Genomic DNA, 22,737 nt, shown 5'->3' with positions numbered 1-22,737 from the left:
GGAACAACCCGTGTGGTTGTCTTTCAGAGCCTTGAGATGCCCCTGTGTGGACTGTGTTCCGGGGGGCGGAAGGCGCCAGGCGCGGCCTGGTCTCGCATACCGCCGGCGGTTGTCGGGTTTGGTGTGGGGCTTGTGGGTTGTGGGTTGGTTGTTTGTTGAGAATTGCACAGTGGACGCGAGCATCTTTGTGGTCAAGTTGTCAAGGGCGAACGGTGGATGCCTTGGCACCAGGAGCCGATGAAGGACGTGGGAGGCCGCGATAGGCCTGGGGGAGCTGTCAACCAAGCTGTGATCCCAGGGTGTCCGAATGGGGAAACCCGGCATCAGTCATGTGATGTCACCCGCACCTGAACACATAGGGTGTGTGGGGGGAACGCGGGGAAGTGAAACATCTCAGTACCCGTAGGAAGAGAAAACAAATAGTGATTCCGTGAGTAGTGGCGAGCGAAAGCGGATTGAGGCTAAACCGGCTGCGTGTGATACCTGTCAGGGGTTGCGTGGTCGGGGTTGTGGGACCCTGCTGAATGAGCTGACACTTGTTCAAGGAGTTACAAAGTCAGTGGCTAGTCGAACAGTCTGGAATGGCTGACCGTAGACGGTGATAGTCCGGTAGGTGAAAGCTGCTGGTCTTCTGTGGGTGTTCCCGAGTAGCGGCGGACTCCTGAAATCTGCCGTGAATCTGCCAGGACCACCTGGTAAGCCTAAATACTTCCTGGTGACCGATAGCGGACAAGTACCGTGAGGGAATGGTGAAAAGTACCCCGGGAGGGGAGTGAAATAGTACCTGAAACCGTTCGCCTACAATCCGTCGGAGCCTTGCGGGGTGACGGCGTGCCTTTTGAAGAATGAGCCTGCGAGTTAGTGGCATGTGGCGAGGTTAACCCGTGTGGGGGAGCCGTAGCGAAAGCGAGTCTGAATAGGGCGTTTTCAGTCGCATGCTCTAGACCCGAAGCGGAGTGATCTAGCCATGGGCAGGCTGAAGCGCGGGTAAGACCGCGTGGAGGGCCGAACCCACCAACGTTGAAAAGTTGGGGGATGACCTGTGGTTAGGGGTGAAAGGCCAATCAAACTCCGTGATAGCTGGTTCTCCCCGAAATGCATTTAGGTGCAGCGTCGCGTGTTTCTTGCCGGAGGTAGAGCACTGGATGGTCTAGGGGGCCCACAAGCTTACCGAAATCAGCCAAACTCCGAATGCCGGTAAGTGAGAGCGCGGCAGTGAGACTGCGGGGGATAAGCTTCGTAGTCGAGAGGGAAACAGCCCAGATCACCAGCTAAGGCCCCTAAGCGTGTGCTAAGTGGAAAAGGATGTGGGGTCGCATAGACAACCAGGAGGTTGGCTTAGAAGCAGCCACCCTTTAAAGAGTGCGTAATAGCTCACTGGTCAAGTGGTTCCGCGCCGACAATGTAGCGGGGCTCAAGCACACCGCCGAAGCTGTGGCATTCACATTTTAACTTCGTGCCTCCTTGATGGGGTATGCAGGTGTGTGGATGGGTAGGGGAGCGTCGTGCCGGGGGTGAAGCAGCGGGGTGACCCAGTTGTGGACGCGGCACGAGTGAGAATGCAGGCATGAGTAGCGAAAGAAGGGTGAGAAACCCTTCCGCCGGATGACCAAGGGTTCCAGGGCCAGGCTAATCCGCCCTGGGTGAGTCGGGACCTAAGGCGAGGCCGAGAGGCGTAGTCGATGGACAACGGGTTGATATTCCCGTACCCGCGAAAGAGCGACCCTGACGAACCTCGTTGTGCTAACCACCCAAACCAGCCAAGACCTTCGGGTTGAGGTTGGGGAGCGTGGGAACCTGGCGGGTAGTAGTCAAGCGATGGGGTGACGCAGGAAGGTAGCTGATCCCGGCCGGTGGTTGTGCCGGGGTAAGCGTGTAGGCCGTGCCGTAGGCAAATCCGCGGCGCATATAGGCTGAGACGTGATGCCGAGCCGATTCAGGTGAAGTCAGTGATCCTATGCTGCCGAGAAAAGCCTCTAGCGAGTTCTTAGCGGCCCGTACCCCAAACCGACACAGGTGGTCAGGTAGAGAATACCGAGGCGATCGGGCGAACTGTGGTTAAGGAACTCGGCAAATTGCCCCCGTAACTTAGGGAGAAGGGGGGCCGGAGACGTGAAGCCCCATGCGGGTGGAGCGTTGTATGGCCGCAGAGAGCAGGGGGAAGCGACTGTTTACTAAAAACACAGGTCCATGCGAAGAAGTAATTCGATGTATATGGACTGACGCCTGCCCGGTGCTGGAACGTTAAGGGGACCTGTTAGCTCTTCGGGGCGAAGCGGAGAACTTAAGCGCCAGTAAACGGCGGTGGTAACTATAACCATCCTAAGGTAGCGAAATTCCTTGTCGGGTAAGTTCCGACCTGCACGAATGGCGTAACGACTTCCCCACTGTCTCAACCACAGGCCCGGCGAAATTGCATTACGAGTAAAGATGCTCGTTACGCGCGGCAGGACGGAAAGACCCCGGGACCTTTACTATAGCTTGACATTGGTATCTGAATTAGCTTGTGTAGGATAGGTGGGAGCCGGTGAAGTCCATACGCCAGTATGGGTGGAGGCAATCTTGAAATACCACTCTGGTTGATTTGGGTATCTAACTTCGGACCGTTATCCGGTTCAGGGACAGTGTCTGGTGGGTAGTTTAACTGGGGCGGTTGCCTCCTAAAGGGTAACGGAGGCGCCCAAAGGTTCCCTCAGCCTGGTTGGCAATCAGGTGTTGAGTGCAAGTGCACAAGGGAGCTTGACTGTGAGACTGACAGGTCGAGCAGGGACGAAAGTCGGGACTAGTGATCCGGCACTGGCATGTGGAAGCGGTGTCGCTCAACGGATAAAAGGTACCCCGGGGATAACAGGCTGATCTTCCCCAAGAGTCCATATCGACGGGATGGTTTGGCACCTCGATGTCGGCTCGTCGCATCCTGGGGCTGTAGCAGGTCCCAAGGGTTGGGCTGTTCGCCCATTAAAGCGGTACGCGAGCTGGGTTTAGAACGTCGTGAGACAGTTCGGTCCCTATCCGCCGTGCGCGTAGGATACTTGAGAAGGGCTGTCCCTAGTACGAGAGGACCGGGACGGACGAACCTCTGGTGTGCCAGTTGTCCCGCCAGGGGCACGGCTGGTTAGCTACGTTCGGAAGGGATAACCGCTGAAAGCATCTAAGCGGGAAGCTCGCTTCAAGATGAGGTATCCCACCCACCTTGGTGGGGTAAGGCCCCCAGCTAGACGACTGGGTTGATAGGCCGGAAATGTAAGCCCGGTAACGGGTTCAGTTGACCGGTACTAATAGGCCGAGGACTTGACTACTAAGCTGCTACGCGTCCACTGTGCAACTCTGAACACACAACAACCCGCAGGTTGGTTGTTTGATATGTTCATAGAGTTACGGCGGTCATGGCGGAGGGGAAACGCCCGGCAACATTCCGAACCCGGAAGCTAAGCCCTCCAGCGCCGATGGTACTGCACTCGGGAGGGTGTGGGAGAGTAGGACACCGCCGGACAAACATTTGATTTCAGGGCCACCCCACACGGGGTGGCCCTGAAACGCATTCCCCCACAGCCGGCCAACCCGCCGACACCGAAGCATGGGTGCCGATCGCCCGCCCACCACACCGGCGCGGGATCCGGCCACTACCCCGACCTAGCGACCGGTGAGGACCCGTTCCCGCCGCTGACCGACGACCCGCTGGGGTGGAGGGCAATGAAGTGCCCCGGACCCAGCCACCTCTCCGAACTGGCGAACCGGCCGCCAGTTCCCCGAGGTGGCGGCAATGAAGTGCCCTGGACCCAGCCACCTCCCCGAACTGGCGAGCCGGTCACCAGTTCCCGAAGTGGGCGTAACAGACTGCCCCGGACCTAGCCACCTCCCCGAAGTGGCGAGCCGTTCGCCAGGTCCCCGAAGTGGCGGCAACGAGGTACCCCCGTCCCCGCCACTTCGCCGAGGTGGCGAAACGGGCGGCCACCACTACGCTGAAGTGGCGGGGCCAGGCACGGAGAAGCCGGCCATCTCCCCGAACTGGCGAGCCAGTCACCATTTCCCCAAAGTGGCGGCAACAGATTGGCCCGGACCCCGCCACCTCCCCGAACTGGCGAGCCGTTCGCCAGTTCCCCGAAGTGGGGGTAACAGACTGGCCCGGACCCAGCCGTCTCCCCGAACTGGCGGGCCGGGCCGCCATTCCCCGGAAACGGTCGCACGGGAGTAGGGCAGCGGAATGCGCTGGGGCCGCCACTACGGCGACGTGGCGGGGACGGGGCGGGGCGGATGCGGTCCGTCGCCGTAGTGGCGCGGACGGGTGACCGCCAAGGTCGCGGATCAGCGGGTCTGTACGGACTCGCGGATCTCGCGGAACAGAGCTGCGGCGGCGTCGACCGTCCGGCCCGGGAACATGCCCATCACCACGCTGCCGTGGTCGGCCCACCCGCACACCGCGAAGTCACCGCCGTCGCCGCTTGTCGTACCGCACTTCATCACGCCACCCAGGCGGCCCGCGTCCACCTCGCGCAGGCCCGCCACCCGGCCGGTCTCGTCGGCCATCAGGCCGAAGAGGGTGTCGAGGTCACGTTCGGGCTGCCAGAGCAGCGTGGTGCCGCCGAAGAGCAGCACCGAACGCTTGGCGTCCCCGCGGTCGGAGTAGACGGCGCCGTAGCCGCGGTCCAGATCGATGTCGGCGGAAAGGCCGTCGCGCAGGTAGTCGGCGGTGCTGCGGGCCCGCTCGCTGTCGTCCCGCACCAGCCCGGCCACCTCGGCCGGCTGGCCGAGAGTGGTGTCCTTCTGCTGGAGCACGCGCCATCCGCCCAGCCCGAGCGTGCCGGCGCCGGCGAGGCCGGCCACGAGCAGCGCGGCCAGGACGATCTTCCGGCGCCGCGAGACGGTACGGCGTTCGGGCTCCTGCGCGGGATCGCGGCGGCTCAGCTCGATCGGCTCTTCGGTCAGCTCGACCGGATCGGAACCCCCGTCGACCGGGCGCTCGGTGAGATGCGCGTCGGACATGACCGCCACCGTACGCGAATCACAGGTGGCGCACGTCAGGTCCTCGAAAGCGCTCCGTAGACTTTCAGGGTGACCGAGAGACTGGATGCCCGACGCCCCGACGCCCCGACCCTCGCCGGCCAGTACCAGCCCGGCGAGGTAGAGCAGCGACGGTACGAGCAGTGGGTAGCCGGCGGACACTTCCGGGCATCGGCGGACAGCGACAAGCCGCCGTTCACCATCGTCATCCCGCCGCCCAACGTCACCGGCTCGCTGCACATGGGGCACGCGTTCGAGCACACGCTCATGGACGCGCTCACCCGGCGCAAGAAGATGCAGGGGTACGAGGCGCTCTGGCTGCCGGGCATGGACCACGCCGGCATCGCCACCCAGAACCTGGTCGAGCGGCAGCTCGCCGGTGAAGGGCTGTCCCGCCACGACCTCGGCCGGGAGAAGTTCGTCGAGCGGGTCTGGCAGTGGAAGGCCGAGTCCGGCGGCGCGATCCTCGGCCAGATGCGCCGGCTGGGCGACGCGGTCGACTGGGACCGCGAGCGCTTCACCATGGACGAGGGCCTGTCCCGGGCCGTGCAGACCATGTTCAAGAAGCTCTTCGACGACGGGCTCATCTACCGGGCCAACCGGATCATCAACTGGTGCCCGCGCTGCCTCACCGCGCTGTCCGACATCGAGGTGGAGCACACCGACGACGAGGGCGAGCTGGTCTCGATCCGCTACGGCGACGAGGTGGTGGTGGCCACCACCCGCGCCGAGACGATGCTCGGTGACACCGCGGTGGCCGTGCACCCGGACGACGAGCGGTACCGGCACCTGATCGGCACCGAGGTGGAGCTGCCGCTCACCGACCGGCGGATCCCGATCGTCGCCGACGAGCACGTCGACCCGAGCTTCGGCACCGGCATGGTCAAGGTGACCCCGGCGCACGATCCGAACGACTTCGAGATCGGCCAGCGGCACGACCTGCCGTCGCTGACGATCATGGACGAGCGCGGGATCATCACCGCGCCCGGCCCGTTCGAGGGCCTGGACCGGTACGAGGCCCGCCCGGCGATCGTCGCGGCGCTGCGCGAGCAGGGCCGGATCGTGGCCGAGAAGCGGCCGTACCTGCACGCGGTGGGGCACTGCTCGCGCTGCAAGACGACAGTCGAGCCGCGGCTGTCGCTGCAGTGGTTCGTCAACACCGGGCCGCTTGCGAAGGCCGCCGGCGACGCGGTGCGCGACGGCCGGGTGACGATCGAGCCGGCCGAGCTGGCCAAGCGCTACTTCGCCTGGGTCGACAACATGCACGACTGGTGCATCTCCCGCCAACTGTGGTGGGGCCACCGCATCCCCGTCTGGTACGGCCCGGACGGCGAGATCGTCTGCGTCGGCCCGGACGAGGAGCCGCCGTCCGGCGAGGGCTGGCGGCAGGACGAGGACGTGCTGGACACCTGGTTCTCCAGCGGCCTGTGGCCGTTCTCCACGCTCGGCTGGCCGGAGCGCACTCCGGACCTGGCGAGGTTCTACCCGACCAGCGTGCTGGTCACCGGCTACGACATCCTGTTCTTCTGGGTCGCCCGGATGATGATGTTCGGCCTGTACGCGATGGACGGCGTGCAGCCGTTCGACGTGGTGGCGCTGCACGGCATGGTCCGCGACGAGCACGGCAAGAAGATGTCGAAGTCGTTCGGCAACGTGGTGGACCCGCTGGACTGGATCGACCGCTTCGGCGCCGACGCCACCCGGTTCACGCTGGCCCGGGGCGCGAACCCCGGTCAGGACGTGCCGGTCAGCGAGGAGTGGTGCCAGGGCTCCCGCAACTTCTGCAACAAGCTCTGGAACGCCACCCGGTTCGCGCTGCTCAACGGCGCGCACACCGGTGGTCCGCTGCCGGACGCCGCCGACCTCTCCACCGTCGACAGGTGGATCCTGTCCCGGCTGGCGCACGTCACCGCCGAGGTGGACGAGCAGTTCGAGGCGTACGAGTTCGCCAAGGTCTGTGACCTGCTCTACCACTTCGCCTGGGACGACGTCTGCGACTGGTACGTGGAGCTGAGCAAGCCGGTGCTCGCCGAGGGCGGGCCGGCTGCCGACGCCACCCGCCGGGTGATCGGTCACGTGCTGGACCAGCTCCTGCGGCTGCTGCACCCGGTCATCCCGTTCGTCACCGACGAGCTGTGGTCCGCGCTCAGCGGCGGCGAGACCGTGCTGACGGCGTCCTGGCCGGTCGCCGCCCGTACCCTGATCGACGACGCCGCGGAGGGCGAGGTCGCCACCCTCCAGCGGGTGGTGACCGAGGTCCGGCGGTTCCGCTCGGACCAGGGGCTGCGGCCGACCCAGCGGGTCGTCGCCCGGCTCGACGGCCTGGCCGGCGCGGGCATCGCGGCGCACGAGCCGCTGGTCCGCTCGCTGGCCCGGCTCGACGCGCCAGGCGACGACTTCCAGGCCAGCGCCACGCTGGCCATGCCCGGCGCGGTGAGCGTCGCGCTGGACACCCGTGGCTCGATCGACGTGGCCGCCGAGCGCGCCCGGCTCACCAAGGACCGGGCGGCGGCCGAGAAGGAGGCCACCCAGGCGCGGGCGAAGCTGAACAACCCGGCGTTCGTCGGCAAGGCGCCCGAGCCGGTGGTGGCGAAGATCCGCGAACGGTTGGCGGTGGCCGAGGCGGACCTGGTCCGGATCGACGCCGCCCTGGAGGCGCTTCCCTCGTGAGCGCGAGGAGTGAGCCGGGCCTGCGAGCCCCGCAGTCGCGAACGAAAGATGGCTCCGCATGAGCGAACGCACTGACCGCACCGAGTTCGCCGAGGTGGAAGCCGCGCTCAACGCGCGCGGCTTCACCCGGATGCGCTTCGAGCTGGAGAAGATCGAGACCCTGCTCGACCTGCTCGGCAGCCCGCAACGGGCGTACCCGTCGATCCACCTGACCGGCACCAACGGCAAGACCTCGACGGCCCGGATGATCGACTCGCTGCTGCGGGCGTTCGGGCTGCACACCGGGCGCTACACCAGCCCGCACCTGGAGACCGTGCGGGAGCGGATCAGCCTGGACGGCGAGGCGGTGGGCGAGGAGCGGTTCGTGGCCACGTACCGCGAGATCGCGCCGCTGGCCGAGCTGGTCGACCAGCGGTTCGCCGAGCCGCTGACGTACTTCGACATGACCACGGCGCTGGCGTTCGCCACCTTCGCCGACGCCCCTGTCGACGTGGCCGTGGTGGAGGTCGGGCTCGGCGGCGCGGAGGACGCGACGAACGTGATCCAGGCCGGCGTCGCCGTGATCACCCCGATCGGGCTGGACCACACCGAGTGGCTCGGTGACACGATCGAGGACATCGCGCTGCACAAGGCGGGCATCATCCACCCCGGCGCCACGGTGATCGCGGCGGCGCAGGAGGAGGAGGCGGCCCGCCCGATCCTGGAACGCTGCGCCGAGGTCAACGCCACAGTCGCGCGCGAGGGCGCCGAGTTCGGCGTGCTGCGCCGCGCGGTCGCGGTCGGCGGCCAGGTGCTGACCATTCAGGGGCTGGGCGGGGTGTACGAGGAGATCTTCATCCCGCTGCACGGCGCGCACCAGGCGCAGAACGCGGCGGTGGCGCTGGCGGCAGTGGAGGCGTTCCTCGGTGCCGGGGCCCGGCGGCAGCTCGACATCGAGGCGGTCCGCGAGGGCTTCGCCGCGACCAGCTCCCCGGGTCGGCTGGAGCGGGTGCGTACCGCCCCGACGGTGCTGCTCGACGGCGCGCACAACCCGCACGGCATGGCCGCGACCGTGGCCGCGGTGCAGGAGGAGTTCGCGTTCAGCAAGCTCGTCGGCGTGCTGGCGGTGCTCGGCGACAAGGATGCGGCGAGCCTGCTCGAACTGCTCGAACCGGTGCTCGACTCGATCGTGGTGGCGGAGAACAGCTCGCCCCGGGCGATGCCCGTGGACGAGCTGGCCGAGCTGGCGCGGGAGATCTTCGGGCCGGAGCGGGTGCAGGCGACCCGGGAGATGCCGGACGCCATCGAGGCGGCGGTGGCGGAGACCGAGTCGGACGTGCCGGGCGAGCTGTCCGGGGTGGGCGTGCTGGTCACCGGATCGGTGGTGACAGTGGCCGACGCCCGCCGGCTGCTCAAGCGATGACCGGCCCGCAGCAGCGCCCGGACGCGGACCAGTCGGCCGGTCCGGAACAGGTGGGCGGCGAGCGCCGGTCCGGCCTGCGGAACCCGGACAAGGCCGTACGCGGGCTGGGCGCCGGCACGATGGCGCTGGAGGCGCTGGTGCTGTTGCTGGCCATCCAGCCGATCCGGGTGGTCGGCGGTGACCTGAGCGGCGCGGCGATCGGCGCGATCGTGGCGCTGGCGGTCGCCTGCGTGGTGCTGGCCGGCATGATGCGCCGCCCGTGGGCGTGGCACGCCGGCACCGTACTCCAGGGTCTGCTGCTGCTCTCCGGGCTGCTGCACTGGTCGCTGTTCGCGCTCGGGGTGATGTTCGCGCTGGTGTGGGCGTACGCGCTGCACGTGCGGCGGGTCATCCTCGGCTGAACGCCGCGCCGCGGCGCGGTTCCGCGTGTTAAGAAGGGCCCCTTCCTCTACCTGAGGCGTTAAGAAGGGGCCCTTCCTTACACCTCAGGCGTCGGCGAGTGAGCGCCACTGGGTCAGGGCTACGCCGTGGCCGTCGGGGTCGCGGAAGGCCGCGGCCCACACCTCCAGCTTGGTGCCCCGGTTCACCACGCGCGGCGCGTACGTGAACCGGACGCCTGATTCGCGCAGCCGCTCGTACGCGCCCTGGATGTCGCCCACCTCCAGGTTGACGTGCACCAGGCGGCGGCTGATCGGGGCGGCGCCGGTGACCCGGCGCAGCACCAGCCGGGTCGGCCCGGAGGAGAGCACGGCGTTGCCCTCGCCCCGGTCCAGTTCGTCGAAGCCGAGTTCGCGGTAGAAGTCGAGGGACCGGTCCAGGTCGGTGACGAGCAGGGTGATGCCGACGCCGCTGATGGGGCTGCCCAGCTCGTCCGGCTCGGCCGTGCCTGCCGAGCCGGCCGGGCCGAAGATGGCCTCGTCCAGTTCCTCGGCGGTGGGCGGCGTGTCGGAGCGCCGGGGCACGTCCGAGGGGTCGTCCAGCGGCACGTCGATCGGGTCGGGCACGGTCTCGACGGACACGGTGTCGGCCGCCGCGGCGCCGGCGCGCGTGCTGTCGGGTTCCGGGTCGCCGATCGGCTCCTCGGCGGGGGCGCGGGGCGCCGGGGCGCGGCGGGGGAGCGGACCGGCGGCGGCCGGTTCGACAAGTTGCCCCTCCAGCACCATCCGGCCGCTGGGGCTCTGGTGCAGCACCACCGGCTCGCGCTCCTCGGCCCGCGGCGGGACGTCGTCCAGGTACGGGTCCGGCGCGGGCGGGTAGTCGTCGCGGAAGTCGTCCTCGGGCGCGCGCCCGGCCCACGGCGGCGCCTCGTGCGCGATCAGCGGCTCGTCCAGCGGGTCCGGGGCGTCGTACTCGGGGGGCAGGTCGGCCACCGCGGCGGCGGTCTCCGCGTGGGTGGGCACCTCGTCCCAGAGGACGCGCACGTGGCGCTGGTCGTCCAGCGCCACCCGGACCGGCAGCGCCTGGCCCAGCGAGGGCCACTTGGCGACCGGCACCCGCGGCTCGATGATCTTCTTGGAGCGGGGCGGCAGTCCGGGCGCGTCGATCACCAGTTGCAGCTCGCAGCGGCCGAACGCGTACTGGGTGGGTGGTTCGGAGGCGCTGTGCACGTGGCCCAGCCCGATCACCCAGGTGCGGCCGCCGCCGCGTACCGTGGCCAGCGCGATCGCCAGCACCAGCAGCGCGACGCCGAGCGCGACGATGGCCCAGCTGGTCATGCCCAGCCCGAACACCGTCACGAAGGTGGCGACGGTGCCCAGCACCGCGCCGATCAGTTTGCGCACCGGCGCGATAGTGCGGTTCCCGCCATTCGCCACAGTGGACCTCCCAGGGGTTCCAGGGCCAGGCTAGGCCGCCACGGCGGGCCAGGGAAGACGCAGCCGCCGCGCCGGCGCCGGGACCGGGTCGCTACGCTGACCGTACCCAGCCGACCCCGTTTGAGTGCGCAGGAGGAAACCAGCGTGTCCAGCAGCAGCCCGGACGAGCGGACGCTCGTACTGATCAAGCCCGACGCGGTGCGCCGCGGTCTGGTGGGCGAGATCCTGTCCCGTTTCGAGCGCAAGGGCCTGCGGATCGACGCGATGGTGAGCCGGAGCATGGACGGCGACTTCGCCGACCAGCACTACGCCGAGCACGTCGACAAGCCGTTCTACCCGCCGCTGAAGACGTTCATGACCAGTGGCCCGCTGGTGGCGCTGGTGCTCTCCGGCGACCAGGTGATCGAGGTGGTGCGCGCGATGATCGGCAGCACCGACGGCCGCAAGGCCGCCGCCGGCACGATCCGGGGCGACCTGTCGCTGTCGAACCGGGAGAACCTGGTGCACGCCTCCGACTCGGCGGACAGCGCCAAGCGCGAGATCGCGCTCTGGTTCCCCGAGCTGGCCTGACCGACGCGCCGGCGGCCCCGGCCCGCTCCTGGCGGGACCGGGGCCTTCGTGTGTCGGCGATCAGACCTGCGTCGGCGGCTGCGTCCGGCAGGTCACCGCGACCCGGTTCCACACGTTGATGGTGGCGATCGCCACCACCAGGTCGGCCAGTTCCTTCTCCGACCACACCTTCGCCGCGGCGTCCCAGACGTCGTCCGGCACGCCGTGCTCGCCGAGCCGGGTCACCGCGTCGGTGAGGGCCAGCGCGGCCCGCTCCCGCTCGTCGAAGAACGGCGCCTCGCGCCACGCCGAGACCCCGAACAGCCGGCGGCTGTCCTCCCCGGCCCCCAGCGCCTCCCGGCTGTGCATGTCCACGCAGAACGCGCAGCCGTTGAGCATCGACGCCCGCAGCTTCACCAGTTCCAGCACGGTGTGGTCCACGTTCGTCCGGACGTACTTCTCCAGGCCCAGCACGGCCTGGTACGCCTCGGGCGCCACCGCCGCCATGTCCATCCGGCTCATCGCCGCCTCCTTGAGAAAATCGGATACGCGCACAGGACGGGGCACGGCGGGCGCGGTGTGACGCGTCGGCGGTGTGACGGTGGTCATGATCGCCGGGTGAGACGGGGAAGGGGAGATAGTCGGAGGCGGGAGGGGTGGGGGGTCGAGTACGCTTGGGCGCACAGGCGACGACCCGGCCATCACCGGTGAGCCTCCGGAAGAACAGCCGGGTGACCGGCCCAGTAGAACCGGACGGGACGGCCCGTCACAGCCGGCCAACGAGCGGGCGGTCGCACCTCGGCCGCCAAGCGGGGTGGTACCGCGGGCCACGCCCGGACGCCGGTCACGGCGTACCGGCTTCGGCTCGTCCTCGCAGACCACGGACGAGTGAGCTGCTGAGGGAGAGCGACAGGCGATGGCCTATCCGTTGCACGACCCGACCGGCGCCGGTGTCCCGGCGAGCCCGGACCTGCCCGCGGTCGAGCGCCGGGTGCTGGAGCACTGGACGGCCGACAAGACCTTCGAGGCGTCAGTCGAGGCCCGCGACGCCGGCCGCGACGGCGAGAACGAGTACGTCTTCTACGACGGCCCGCCGTTCGCCAACGGCCTGCCGCACTACGGCCACCTGTTCACCGGCTACGTCAAGGACGTGGTGCCGCGCTACCAGACCATGCGCGGCCGGCGCGTCGAGCGCCGGTTCGGCTGGGACTGCCACGGCCTGCCCGCCGAGGTGGTGGCCGAGAAGCAGCTCGGCATCACCAGCAAGGCGGAGATCCTCGACCTCGGCGTGGCCCGGTTCAACGAGGCCTGCCGCACGTCGGTGCTGGAGTTCACCCACGACTGGGAGCGGTACGTCACCCGGCAGGCCCGCTGGGTCGACTTCGCCAACGACTACAAGACGCTCGACCTGGACTACATGGAAAGCGTCATGTGGGCCTTCAAGACCCTGCACGACAAGGGCCTGGTCTACGAGGGCTTCCGCGTGCTGGCGTACTGCTGGCGGTGCGAGACCCCGCTGTCGAACACCGAGACCCGGATGGACGACGTCTACCGGGACCGGCACGACCCGACGCTCACCGTCTGGTTCGGGCTGACCGCCGACGAGAACGCGCCGGAGCTGCTGCGCGGCCCCGTCAAGCTGGGCGTCTGGACCACCACGCCGTGGACGCTGCCGTCCAACCTGGCGCTCGCCGTCGGCCCCGACATCGAGTACGCCGTGCTGGAACGCGACGGCGAGCGCTACGTCGTCGGCGCGGCGCGCCTCGGCGCGTACGCCAAGGAGCTGGAGGGGTACGAGCAGGTCGGCACCGTGTACGGCCGCGACCTGGCCGGACGCCGCTACACGCCGCTGTTCGACTTCCTGGTCGAGCCGGCCGGGGAGAACGCCTACCAGGTGCTCGGCGCGGACTTCGTCACCACCGAGGACGGCACCGGGATCGTCCACCTCGCCCCGGCGTTCGGTGAGGACGACCAGAACGTCTGCAACGCCGCGGGCATCCCGACCATCGTGACGGTGGACGACCACACCCGGTTCACCGCGCTGGTGCCGCCGTACCAGGGCGAGCAGGTCTTCGACGTGAACAAGCCGGTGATCCGGGAGCTGAAGGAGCGGGGGGTGGTGCTGCGGCAGGACACGTACACCCACTCGTACCCGCACTGCTGGCGCTGCGACACCCCGCTGGTCTACAAGGCGGTGTCGTCGTGGTTCGTCGCGGTGACGAAGTTCAAGGACCGGATGGTCGAGCTGAACCAGCAGATCAACTGGACGCCCGGCCACATCAAGGACGGCTCGTTCGGCAAGTGGCTGGCGAACGCCCGCGACTGGTCGATCAGCCGGAACCGGTTCTGGGGCTCGCCGATCCCGGTGTGGCGCTCCGACGACCCGAACTACCCGCGGGTGGACGTGTACGGCTCGCTGGCCGACATCGAGCGCGACTTCGGCGTACGCCTGACCGACCTGCACCGGCCGGCGGTGGACGACCTGGTCCGCCCCAACCCGGACGACCCGACGGGCAAGTCGATGATGCGCCGGGTGCCGGAGGTGCTGGACTGCTGGTTCGAGTCCGGCTCGATGCCGTTCGCCCAGGTGCACTACCCGTTCGAGAACCGCGAGTGGTTCGAGCACCACTACCCGGGTGACTTCATCGTCGAGTACATCGGGCAGACCCGCGGCTGGTTCTACACCATGCACGTGCTGGCCACCGCGCTGTTCGACAGGCCGGCGTTCCGCAACTGCCTCAGCCACGGCATCCTGCTCGGCTCGGACGGACGCAAGATGTCCAAGAGCCTGCGCAACTACCCGGACGTCTACCACGTGTTCGACTCCTACGGGTCGGACGCGATGCGGTGGATGCTGATGTCCTCGCCGGTGCTGCGCGGCGGCGACATGGCGGTCACCGAGTCGGGCATCCGGGACGCGGTTCGCCAGGTGCTGCTGCCGCTGTGGAACGTCTGGTACTTCTTCTCGCTCTACGCCAACGCCGACGGCTACACCGCGCGTCGCCGCACCGACTCCACGCACGTGCTCGACCGGTACGTGCTGGCGAAGACGAACGAGCTGGTGGCGACCGTCGGCGCGCAGATGGACGCGTACGACATCTCCGGCGCGTGCGCCACCGTGCGGTCCTACCTGGACGCGCTCACCAACTGGTACGTGCGCCGGTCCCGGGACCGGTTCTGGGCCGGGGACGCGGACGCGTTCGACACGCTCTCGACAGTGCTGGAGACGCTGTGCCGGGTGGTGGCGCCGCTGGTGCCGCTGACCGCCGAGGAGATCTGGCGCGGGCTGACCGGCGAGCGTTCGGTGCACCTGACCGACTGGCCGCAGGCGGACGAGTTCCCGGCCGACCACGAGCTGGTCTCCGCGATGGACAACGTCCGGGCGGTCGCCTCGGCGGCGCTGTCCCTGCGCAAGGCCAAGGGCCTGCGGGTACGGCTGCCGCTGGCGAAGCTGACAGTGGCCTCGCCCGTCGCGGCCCAGCTGCGGCCCTTCGCCGACCTGGTCGCCGACGAGGTCAACGTGAAGGAGGTCGTGCTCAGCGACGAGGTGTCCGCGTACTGCCAGCAGGTCCTCACGGTGGTGCCGCGGGCGCTCGGCCCGCGCGTCGGCAAGGCCGTCCAGCAGGTGATCAAGGCGGTCAAGGCGGGGGAGTGGGAGCTGCGCGACGGCGCCCCGGTCGCCGCCGGGGTCACCCTCGCCGAGGGCGAGTACGAGCTGCGCCTGGTCGCCGCCGACGCGGAGCACTCCGCGCCGCTGCCCGGCGGTGAGGGCGTGGTCGTGCTGGACACCGAGGTGACGCCGGAACTGGCCGCCGAAGGGCTGGCCCGGGACGTGGTCCGGGTGGTGCAGCAGGCCCGCCGTGACGCCGACCTGGACGTCTCGGACCGGATCACGGTGGCCGTCTCCGCCTCCGAGGAGGTACGCGCGGCGATCGCCGCGTACACCGAGTTCGTGGCCCGTGAGGTGCTGGCCGACAGCATCGACTTCGCCGAGGGCCTCGACGGCTTCGCCGGCGAAGCCGGCGACGGCGAGCGGGTCACAGTGACGGTCCGGAAGGTCTGAGCGGACCGGGTGCCCTCCCCCACCCCTGCGGGTGGGGGAGGGCCCAGCCCCAGCGAGTGGACTGCGGGCCACCCGCTCGGTGGCGGACGGCCGCGTCGGCTACCGTGACAGCGCCTGTTTCACGTACGACCGCCGGAGGACCCGTGCCCCTGCTCTACACCATCGGCAAGCTCACCGTGGCGCCCGCGCTCCGGTTGGCCTTCCGTCCGCACGTGGAGGGGTTGGAGCACATCCCGGCGACCGGCGGCGCGATCTTCGCCAGCAACCACCTCTCCGTCGCCGACGAGTTGCTCCTCGGCACCGTGGTGCCCCGCCACCTGGCGTTCTGGGCCAAGTCGGAGTACTTCAACGGCACCGGGCTCAAGGGCGGCTTCTCCAAGTTCGTGCTCACCGGGCTGGGCGCGATCCCGGTCGAGCGGGCCGGCGGCCGGGCGGCACTCACCGCGTTCGACGCGGCGATCCCGGTGCTCAAGGCCGGTGACCTGGTCGCCGTCTACCCGGAGGGCACCCGCTCGCCGGACGGGCGGCTCTACCGTGGGCGTACCGGCACCGTCCGGCTCGCGATCGCCGCCGGTGTGCCGGTCATCCCGGTCGGCGTGACCGGCACCGACAAGGCCCAGCCGATCGGTACGCGGGTGCCGCGACCCGGGCGCGCCAAGATCACGATGAAGTTCGGCAAGCCGCTGGACTTCACCGGGCGTCCCGACGACCGCACGTCGCTGCGCGCGATGACCGACGAGATGATGGCCGAGATCCAGAAGCTCAGCGGCCAGGAGTACGTCCCGCGCTACGCCCCGAAGCGCGCCGACCAGGCCGCCGGTGAGCAGACCGCCTGAGCGGTCAGGACTTCGGCAACACCACTCGCTGACGCAGGTCGTTCAGTAGCCGCCCGCTGTCGTCCACCGACAGCCGGGTGAACACGCCTGTGGTCAGACTGCCGTGGTCGGCCGAGGTGCAGACCACCACCGAGTCGCCGTCCGCCTGGCCGACCGCGCAGCGCGCGTACCGGCCCCGGACACCGGTCTCCACGTTCACCGACTCCTTCAGGGCGTACTCCCCGGCGAGGCGGTCGATCTCCGCCTTGGCATCCGACTCCGGACTGAACCGCAGGCCGGTGCTGCCGAACAACGTCACCCGCTTGCCGTCGCTCGTCGTGTAGATGCCCGCGAACGTGTCCTCGGCGAGCAGGTTCGACTCGCGTACCCGGCTCTTCAGCTCCTCGGCGGCGGCCTGGCTGCGCTCGTCCTGGCGTAGCCGCATCGAATCGATCTGGTCCGGGAGGCTGGCGCGGGCCGGGTACTGGTTGGAGATCGGCTGGAACCACCAGAGCGGCAGGCCGCAGCAGCACGCGATGCTGAGCAGCAGCACCCAGGGCCAGCGGCGCCGGCGGCGGGTCCGCTTGGGCGGCTGCTGCCAGCCCGGTGGCGGCGCGACCGGCGGCCCGGCCTTGCCCCGGCGCTGCTTCGGCGGCCGCCCCGGCTTCGCCGGCCGGGGCGGGGCGGGAGGCGCCGCCGGTGGCAGGGGACGGGCGGCCGGCGCGGCGGGGTACGCCGGGGCGTGCGGCGGTGGCGACACCGGCCGGGCCGGCCCGGCCGGGTGGTACGGCGGCTGATGTGGCGGCGGCGACACCGGCCGGGCGACCGGAGCGGCGGGGTGCGCCGGGTGGTGCGGCGGAGTGGAGACCGGCCGGGCGGCGGGCGGCTGTGGGTGGGGCGGCGCCGGGTGGGCCGGGTGGGGGTTCGGCGTCGACCAGGGCGCGGTGTACGGCAGCGTCGGCGTCAGGGGCGGCAGCTCCGGCGCGTGCAACTCCCAGCCGGTGGTGTCCACCCCCTCCCACGGGTCGACCGGCGTGGCGTGCTCGGGCGAGTCCAGCGGCGGCACCGGCGTGGGCTCGGCGGACGCGCCCCAGCGGGGCCGGCTCGGCGTCGGTGGCGGGACGGCGGCGGAGCCGCTCCAGCGCGGCGCCTCGACCCGGGTGACGTTCGGGGCGTTCTCCACCCGGGTCGGGTTCGGTGCGTCGTCCACCCGGGTGGGGTCCGGCGTGGCCGGGGGTGGCTGCGGTGCGGCGTCGATCCGGGTCGGGTCCGGCGTGGTGGTGGCCGCCGGTGGCTGCGGGGCCGCGTCGATCCGGGTCGGGTCCGGCTGGCGGGCGGTCCGGGGGGTGGGGACGGGTGTGGTCCGGCCCGGCACCGGGGCCGACCCCCGGGCCCGCGGGACCGACACCTGCGGGACGGTGTCGGTCCCGCCGGCGGCTGTCGCGGTGGTCTCGGCCGGCGTTTCGGCCGTCTCGGTCGGCACTGCGGCGTTCTCGGTCGGCGCCGCGGCGGTCTCGGCAGTTGTTCCGGCGTTCTCGGCCGGCGTTTCGGCGTCGGTTGCCGGGGCGTCAGCGCTGTCGGCGGGCGGCGCGGTGCCGGCAGCGGGGGTCGCAGCCCTGTCCGTGGCCGTTTCGGTCGCGGTGGACCGGACCTCGTCGGTGGGCGTCTCGGTTCCGGCGGGCTGGACCTTTTCGGTGGGCGTCTCGGTCTCGATGGGCTGGACCTTCTCGGTGGGCTTCTCGGTGCCGGTGGGCTCGACCTTGTCCGTGGGCGTCTCGGGTGCGGTGGCGTCGACCTCGTTCGTGGGCGTCTCGGCCTCGGTGGTCCGCGGCTGCGGGAGCGCGTCGTGCGGAGGCGCGGCGGCGGGCTCGGTGGGCGCCTGCGCATCGGCGGGAGCGCCTGTCGGTGAGGCTTCGGGCGGCTGGTCCCCGGGCGCCGCGGCGGCGTCCGGCGTGGCGGACGGCTGGCCTTCGGGTGCGGCGGCTCCCGGCGCTGCGGGCGGCGACGCCGGAGCGGAGGCGCCGGTGGCGTCCTCGGTGTCGACGGCGGTGGCCTGCTCGGTGACGGTCGGCTCCTCGGCCCCGTCGGCCGGCCGGCCCGCCCCCGGCTGCGGCTGCGGCATCGCGGCTATCTCCTCTCGCGCCCGTTGCGAGGTTAGTACCGCCCCGCCACCCAGGACTAATCCCGCCCGCTCACCGCCCCACTCCGGTGATCAAGGAGTTCGTGTCCGGTGGGAGCGCGGGACAGCCCGCAAACTCCTTGATCAACGCGGCGGACACGGGCGCGGGCGCGGGGGAGAGCGGGGGCACCGCGTACGCTTGGGCATCATGAGTGCCCCGTCCACTACTCCACGTCCCGCCGCCGCCAACTCGGTCTGGCCCCGGCTGGAGCCGCTGCTGCCGCAGGTGACCAAGCCCATCCAGTACGTGGGTGGAGAGCTGGGCGCGGTGGTCAAGGACTGGGACGCCGCGACCGTCCGGTGGGCGCTGATGTACCCGGACGCGTATGAGGTGGGCCTGCCCAACCAGGGCGTGCAGATCCTGTACGAGGTGCTCAACGAGCTGCCCGACGTGCTGGCCGAGCGGACGTACGCGGTCTGGCCGGACCTGGAGAAGCTGATGCGCGCCCACGGCGTGCCGCAGTTCACCGTCGACGCCCACCGTCCGGTGCGTGACTTCGACGTGTTCGGCGTCTCGTTCTCCACCGAGCTGGGCTACACCAATTTGCTCACCGCGATCGACCTGGCCGGCATCCCGCTGCTCGCCGCCGACCGCACCGACGCCGACCCGGTGATCGTGGCCGGCGGGCACGCCGCGTTCAACCCGGAGCCGATCGCCGACTTCGTCGACGCCGCGGTGCTCGGCGACGGCGAGGAGGCGGTGCTGGAGATCACCGCCATCGTGCGGGAGTGGAAGGCCGAGGGCTCACCGGGCGGCCGGGACGAGCTGCTGCTGCGGCTGGCCCGCACCGAGAGCGTCTACGTGCCGCGCTTCTACGACGTCGACTACCTGCCCGACGGCCGGATCCAGCGGGTCGTGCCGAACCGCCCGGACGTGCCGTTCCGCGTGCACAAGCGCACGACGATGGACCTGGACGCCTGGCCGTACCCGAAGAAGCCCCTGGTCCCGCTCGCCGAGACGGTGCACGAGCGGTACGCGGTGGAGATCTTCCGGGGCTGCACCCGGGGTTGCCGCTTCTGCCAGGCCGGCATGATCACCCGCCCGGTGCGGGAGCGCTCGATCACCACCGTCGGCCAGATGGTGCAGCAGGGGCTGGAGTTCTCCGGCTTCCACGAGGTCGGCCTGCTGTCGCTGTCGTCCGCCGACCACTCGGAGATCGGTGACATGTGCTCCGGGCTGGCCGAGCAGTACGCGGGCACGAACGTCTCGCTGTCGCTGCCGTCGACCCGGGTGGACGCGTTCAACATCGACCTGGCGCAGGAGCTGTCCCGCAACGGGCGGCGCACCGGTCTGACGTTCGCCCCGGAGGGCGGGTCGGAGCGGATCCGCAAGGTGATCAACAAGATGGTGTCGAAGGAAGACCTCATCCGCACAGTGGTCACCGCGTACTCCAACGGCTGGCGGCAGGTGAAGCTCTACTTCATGTGCGGCCTGCCCACCGAGACCGACGAGGACGTCCTGGAGATCGCCGACATGGCGCACGAGGTGATCCGGGCCGGCCGCGCGGCCACCGGGTCCAAGGACATCCGCTGCACCGTCTCCATCGGCGGGTTCGTGCCCAAGCCGCACACCCCGTTCCAGTGGGCCTCGATGGAGCGGCCGGAGGTCATCGACTCCCGGCTCAAGCTGCTCAAGCAGGCCATCAACAGCGACCGGTCGCTGGGCCGGGCGATCGGCTTCCGCTACCACGACGGCGAGCCGTCGCTGATCGAGGGCCTGCTGTCCCGGGGTGACCGCCGCGTCGGCGCGGTGATCCGCCGGGTCTGGGAGAACGGCGGCCGGTTCGACGGCTGGAGCGAGCACTTCTCGTACCAGCGCTGGGTGGACGCCGCCGCCGAGGTGCTGCCGGCGTACGGGGTGGACCTCGACTGGTACACCACCCGCGAGCGTGAGGAGCTGGAGGTCCTGCCCTGGGACCACCTCGACTCCGGCCTGGACAAGGACTGGCTCTGGCAGGACTGGCAGGACTCGCTGTCGCAGTACGAGCAGGACGACTGCCGCTGGACGCCGTGTTTCGACTGCGGCGTGTGCCCGTCCATGGACACCGAGATCCAGATCGGCCCGACCGGCCGCAAGCTGCTGCCGTTGACCCCGGTCAATGGCCTGAAGCTGCCCGCCGCCGCCCAGGGCTGAGGCCCGGACCGTACCGGAGCGCGGGAACCCGACCGGGTTCCCGCGCTCCGTCGTCTTTTCGCGGTGACCGCCCGCGCGCGCGGGGTGGGGGTGCCCCGGCTGGTGCATCCTCGATACGCTGCGTCCGTAATGGACCGGCCGGGGTCGGTACGGGGAGGACAGCAGCATGGGCATCAATCCGCCGGACACCGGCGATCTGCACGTCAGCGTCGAGGACCTGGACGCCGCCGCGGAGTACGTCGAGCGCCTCAAGCAGTACGTCGACGACACCATCGGCTACGAGATGGAACGCATCAAGGAGCGGATGAAGGGCGACAGCGGCAACGCGCAGACGGTGTCCAACGGCACCCCGTTCGGCGCGTACGAGGACGCCCGGATGCAGTGGGCGGCGCTGACCAGGTCCACGGCCAGCATGGAGGCCCACCTCAAGGCCATCTCCATGAAGCTGGCCGGCCTCAAGCAGGGCACCCAGGACATCGCCAAGGCGTTCCGCGACGCCGAGGCCCGCAACGCGGCCAACGGCAAGGACATCGAGCGGCTGCTGGAGTCCGCGGCCCCGCCGCCGGACGCCGGGCAGCAGCCCACCTACCCGTACACGGCCTGAGGGGGAGACGGTCATGGCAGGAGGCACCTGGGAGCGTTGCGTCCGTGAGGTGACGCTCTCGGCGGATCCGGAGACCGTGGGGTCGGTCGGCGCGGGCTGGCGCAACCTGTCCACCGCGCTCGGCCATCTGCGTGACTCGCTGGTCGGCCGGTCGTTCGTCGGCCCGATCGCGGCCGGCCAGGAGCGCCCGCACACCGGCGGTCTGCCCGGGCTGCTCGCCGGCTGGCAGGGCAGCGGCGGCGACGCGTACCGCGAGCACCTGGGCGAGATCGGCAAGGAGATCGAGGAGCTCATCACGCACGCCAGCAACGTCAGTGGCGCGCTGTCGCGGATCGAGGGCGACATCCGTACGGCGGTGGCGAGCATCCCGATCCCGCTGATGGACAACTTCGGCTGGAACGAGTGGAGCCTGCCCGGCGGCACCGAACTGGACGACGCCCGCGACGGCGAGAGCCAGTCCGGCTTCCTCGCCGCCCTGCGCAGCGACTACCAGTCCAACCAGGCGCTCTACGCCGACGGCGCGTTCCGCGACAAGGCCGACGACCTCGAAGCCACCATGAAGGTCGACGGCAACGCCAACGACCAGAAGCGCGGCGGCTGGTGGGACACCAAGTCCCACCTGGACAACTGGTACCGCGACAACCAGCAGGCGGCCAACCGGGCGATGTCGCCGCTGCCCGCCGCGGTCGAGGCCGAGCGCCCCAAGCTGGTCGTACCCCAGCCCGACGGCCGGCTCGACGACGGCTACCGCGCGGATCCCCGCGTACCCCCGTCCGGAGTGCCCGGTGGCGGGCTGCCCGGCGGCGGTGGTGGCGGTGCCGGCGGTGGTGGCGGGATGCCCTCGCTGGGCAGCACCGGCATCGGCGGCGGCGGTGCCGGAGTGCCCGGCGGCGGCTCGTTCACGCCCCCGCCGACCACCGGCGTGCCCGGGACGGGCGGCGGTCCCGGCGGCGGCTCGTACACCCCGCCCGGCATCGGCGTGCCCGGCGCCGGCGCCCCGGGTTCCGGCAGCCCCGAATACGGCACCGGCCTGGCCGGCGCGGGCGGGCCGGGCACGATCACCCCGGGCGGCCCGGGCAGCACCTTCGGCAGTGGCGGCGCCGGACTGAGCACCGGCGGCGCCGGATTCGGCGGCGGTGGCGGTGGCGCCGGGCTGGGTTCGGCGGGCGGCATCGGCGGCGGTGGCCTCGGCGCGGCCGGCGGCATGGGCATGGGCGCGCTGCCCGGCATGGTCGGCGGCGGCAACGGCAAGGTGCCCCCGCTGACCAGCGCGGCCGGCGCGCTCCGTGCGGCGGCGGGCGCGGGGCCGGGCGGCGCCGGCGCGCGTGGCGGTCTGGCCGGCGCGGGCATGGCGGGCGGCGGAATGATGGGTGGCGGGATGATGGGCGGCCACGGCGGCGCCGGGCATGGCGGCGGCGGTGGCGACCACTCGTCGTGGTTGACTGAGGACGACGATCCGTGGGGCACCGGTGACGGTGCGTCCCCGGGCATCCTGCGATGAGGACG

General features: G+C 70.2%; 13 protein-coding genes and 2 rRNA genes. 11 read left to right on the top strand and 4 right to left on the bottom strand.

Going from position 1 to position 22,737, the window contains the following annotated elements; translation table 11 throughout:
- The first annotated feature begins 189 nt into the window (after window positions 1–189).
- A 23S ribosomal RNA gene (locus FHU28_RS27890) occupies window positions 190–3,299 on the top strand.
- 77 nt (window positions 3,300–3,376) lie between these two features.
- A 5S ribosomal RNA gene (gene rrf / locus FHU28_RS27885) occupies window positions 3,377–3,493 on the top strand.
- A gap of 812 nt (window positions 3,494–4,305) precedes the next feature.
- Here rrf and FHU28_RS27880 read toward each other — a convergent pair.
- Window positions 4,306–4,983 (bottom strand): hypothetical protein, encoded by a 678-nt coding sequence (locus tag FHU28_RS27880; RefSeq protein WP_184687599.1) that lies wholly within the window; start codon window positions 4,981–4,983, stop codon window positions 4,306–4,308.
- Between the two features lie 69 nt (window positions 4,984–5,052).
- Here FHU28_RS27880 and FHU28_RS27875 point away from each other — a divergent pair, with 69 nt between their 5' ends.
- Genes FHU28_RS27875 through FHU28_RS27865 form a run of 3 tightly spaced genes read left to right on the top strand, consistent with a single transcriptional unit; the run spans window position 5,053 to window position 9,474 of the window.
- The gene (locus FHU28_RS27875; protein WP_184687597.1) at window positions 5,053–7,671 is read left to right on the top strand and encodes a valine--tRNA ligase; all 2,619 of its coding nucleotides are present in this window, start codon (window positions 5,053–5,055) and stop codon (window positions 7,669–7,671) included.
- A 58-nt stretch (window positions 7,672–7,729) separates the two neighbouring features.
- Window positions 7,730–9,073 (top strand): bifunctional folylpolyglutamate synthase/dihydrofolate synthase, encoded by a 1,344-nt coding sequence (locus tag FHU28_RS27870; RefSeq protein ID WP_184687587.1) that lies wholly within the window; start codon window positions 7,730–7,732, stop codon window positions 9,071–9,073.
- Window positions 9,070–9,474, top strand: a complete 405-nt coding sequence (locus tag FHU28_RS27865) for a DUF4233 domain-containing protein (protein ID WP_184687585.1) — start codon at window positions 9,070–9,072, stop codon at window positions 9,472–9,474. Before FHU28_RS27870 ends, FHU28_RS27865 begins: the two co-directional genes overlap by 4 nt.
- 84 nt (window positions 9,475–9,558) lie before the next feature.
- On the opposite strand, the gene FHU28_RS27860 is transcribed toward FHU28_RS27865, so the two are convergent.
- Window positions 9,559–10,887: a VOC family protein gene (locus FHU28_RS27860; protein WP_184687582.1), complete on the bottom strand. Its 1,329-nt coding sequence runs from the start codon at window positions 10,885–10,887 to the stop codon at window positions 9,559–9,561.
- 144 nt (window positions 10,888–11,031) lie between these two features.
- Here FHU28_RS27860 and ndk point away from each other — a divergent pair, with 144 nt between their 5' ends.
- Entirely contained in the window at window positions 11,032–11,457 is a 426-nt protein-coding gene (gene ndk / locus FHU28_RS27855; RefSeq protein WP_073831941.1) for a nucleoside-diphosphate kinase, read from the top strand.
- A 60-nt stretch (window positions 11,458–11,517) separates the two neighbouring features.
- Here the strand turns inward: ndk and FHU28_RS27850 are convergent, their stop codons facing one another.
- Complete coding sequence (locus FHU28_RS27850) at window positions 11,518–11,958, bottom strand: carboxymuconolactone decarboxylase family protein (RefSeq protein WP_184687572.1); 441 nt, start codon at window positions 11,956–11,958, stop codon at window positions 11,518–11,520.
- A 394-nt stretch (window positions 11,959–12,352) separates the two neighbouring features.
- Between FHU28_RS27850 and ileS the strand changes: the two genes are divergently transcribed.
- Both ileS and FHU28_RS27840 read left to right on the top strand, forming a co-directional pair.
- Window positions 12,353–15,499: an isoleucine--tRNA ligase gene (ileS, locus tag FHU28_RS27845; protein ID WP_184687569.1), complete on the top strand. Its 3,147-nt coding sequence runs from the start codon at window positions 12,353–12,355 to the stop codon at window positions 15,497–15,499.
- Between the two features lie 143 nt (window positions 15,500–15,642).
- Complete coding sequence (locus FHU28_RS27840; RefSeq protein ID WP_073831944.1) at window positions 15,643–16,335, top strand: lysophospholipid acyltransferase family protein; 693 nt, start codon at window positions 15,643–15,645, stop codon at window positions 16,333–16,335.
- A gap of 4 nt (window positions 16,336–16,339) precedes the next feature.
- Here the strand turns inward: FHU28_RS27840 and FHU28_RS32325 are convergent, their stop codons facing one another.
- Window positions 16,340–18,436, bottom strand: a complete 2,097-nt coding sequence (locus FHU28_RS32325; protein ID WP_221453308.1) for a hypothetical protein — start codon at window positions 18,434–18,436, stop codon at window positions 16,340–16,342.
- 205 nt (window positions 18,437–18,641) lie between these two features.
- On the opposite strand from FHU28_RS32325, the gene FHU28_RS27830 reads away from it, so the two are divergent.
- From FHU28_RS27830 to FHU28_RS27820, 3 genes are all read left to right on the top strand, one after another.
- Window positions 18,642–20,627: a TIGR03960 family B12-binding radical SAM protein gene (locus FHU28_RS27830; protein WP_184687560.1), complete on the top strand. Its 1,986-nt coding sequence runs from the start codon at window positions 18,642–18,644 to the stop codon at window positions 20,625–20,627.
- A 166-nt stretch (window positions 20,628–20,793) separates the two neighbouring features.
- Window positions 20,794–21,231 carry a hypothetical protein gene (locus FHU28_RS27825; protein ID WP_184687558.1) on the top strand — a complete coding sequence of 146 codons (438 nt, stop codon included), beginning with the start codon at window positions 20,794–20,796 and terminating at the stop codon, window positions 21,229–21,231.
- A gap of 13 nt (window positions 21,232–21,244) precedes the next feature.
- Window positions 21,245–22,732: a hypothetical protein gene (locus FHU28_RS27820; protein WP_184687556.1), complete on the top strand. Its 1,488-nt coding sequence runs from the start codon at window positions 21,245–21,247 to the stop codon at window positions 22,730–22,732.
- Window positions 22,733–22,737 lie beyond the last annotated feature (5 nt).

It is taken from the genome of Micromonospora echinospora (assembly GCF_014203425.1).
GTDB classification, from domain to species: domain Bacteria; phylum Actinomycetota; class Actinomycetes; order Mycobacteriales; family Micromonosporaceae; genus Micromonospora; species Micromonospora echinospora_A.
This window is presented reverse-complemented; position numbering and strand designations above follow the sequence as displayed.

Coding starts and splice junctions, on each gene's coding strand:
- ileS (WP_184687569.1), top strand. CDS start 12,353: ATGGCCTATCCGTTGCACGACCCGACCGGCGCCGGTGTCCCGGCGAGC.
- FHU28_RS27865 (WP_184687585.1), top strand. CDS start 9,070: ATGACCGGCCCGCAGCAGCGCCCGGACGCGGACCAGTCGGCCGGTCCG.
- FHU28_RS27870 (WP_184687587.1), top strand. CDS start 7,730: ATGAGCGAACGCACTGACCGCACCGAGTTCGCCGAGGTGGAAGCCGCG.
- FHU28_RS27830 (WP_184687560.1), top strand. CDS start 18,642: ATGAGTGCCCCGTCCACTACTCCACGTCCCGCCGCCGCCAACTCGGTC.
- FHU28_RS27850 (WP_184687572.1), bottom strand. CDS start 11,958: ATGAGCCGGATGGACATGGCGGCGGTGGCGCCCGAGGCGTACCAGGCC.
- FHU28_RS27820 (WP_184687556.1), top strand. CDS start 21,245: ATGGCAGGAGGCACCTGGGAGCGTTGCGTCCGTGAGGTGACGCTCTCG.
- FHU28_RS27825 (WP_184687558.1), top strand. CDS start 20,794: ATGGGCATCAATCCGCCGGACACCGGCGATCTGCACGTCAGCGTCGAG.
- FHU28_RS27880 (WP_184687599.1), bottom strand. CDS start 4,983: ATGTCCGACGCGCATCTCACCGAGCGCCCGGTCGACGGGGGTTCCGAT.
- FHU28_RS32325 (WP_221453308.1), bottom strand. CDS start 18,436: ATGCCGCAGCCGCAGCCGGGGGCGGGCCGGCCGGCCGACGGGGCCGAG.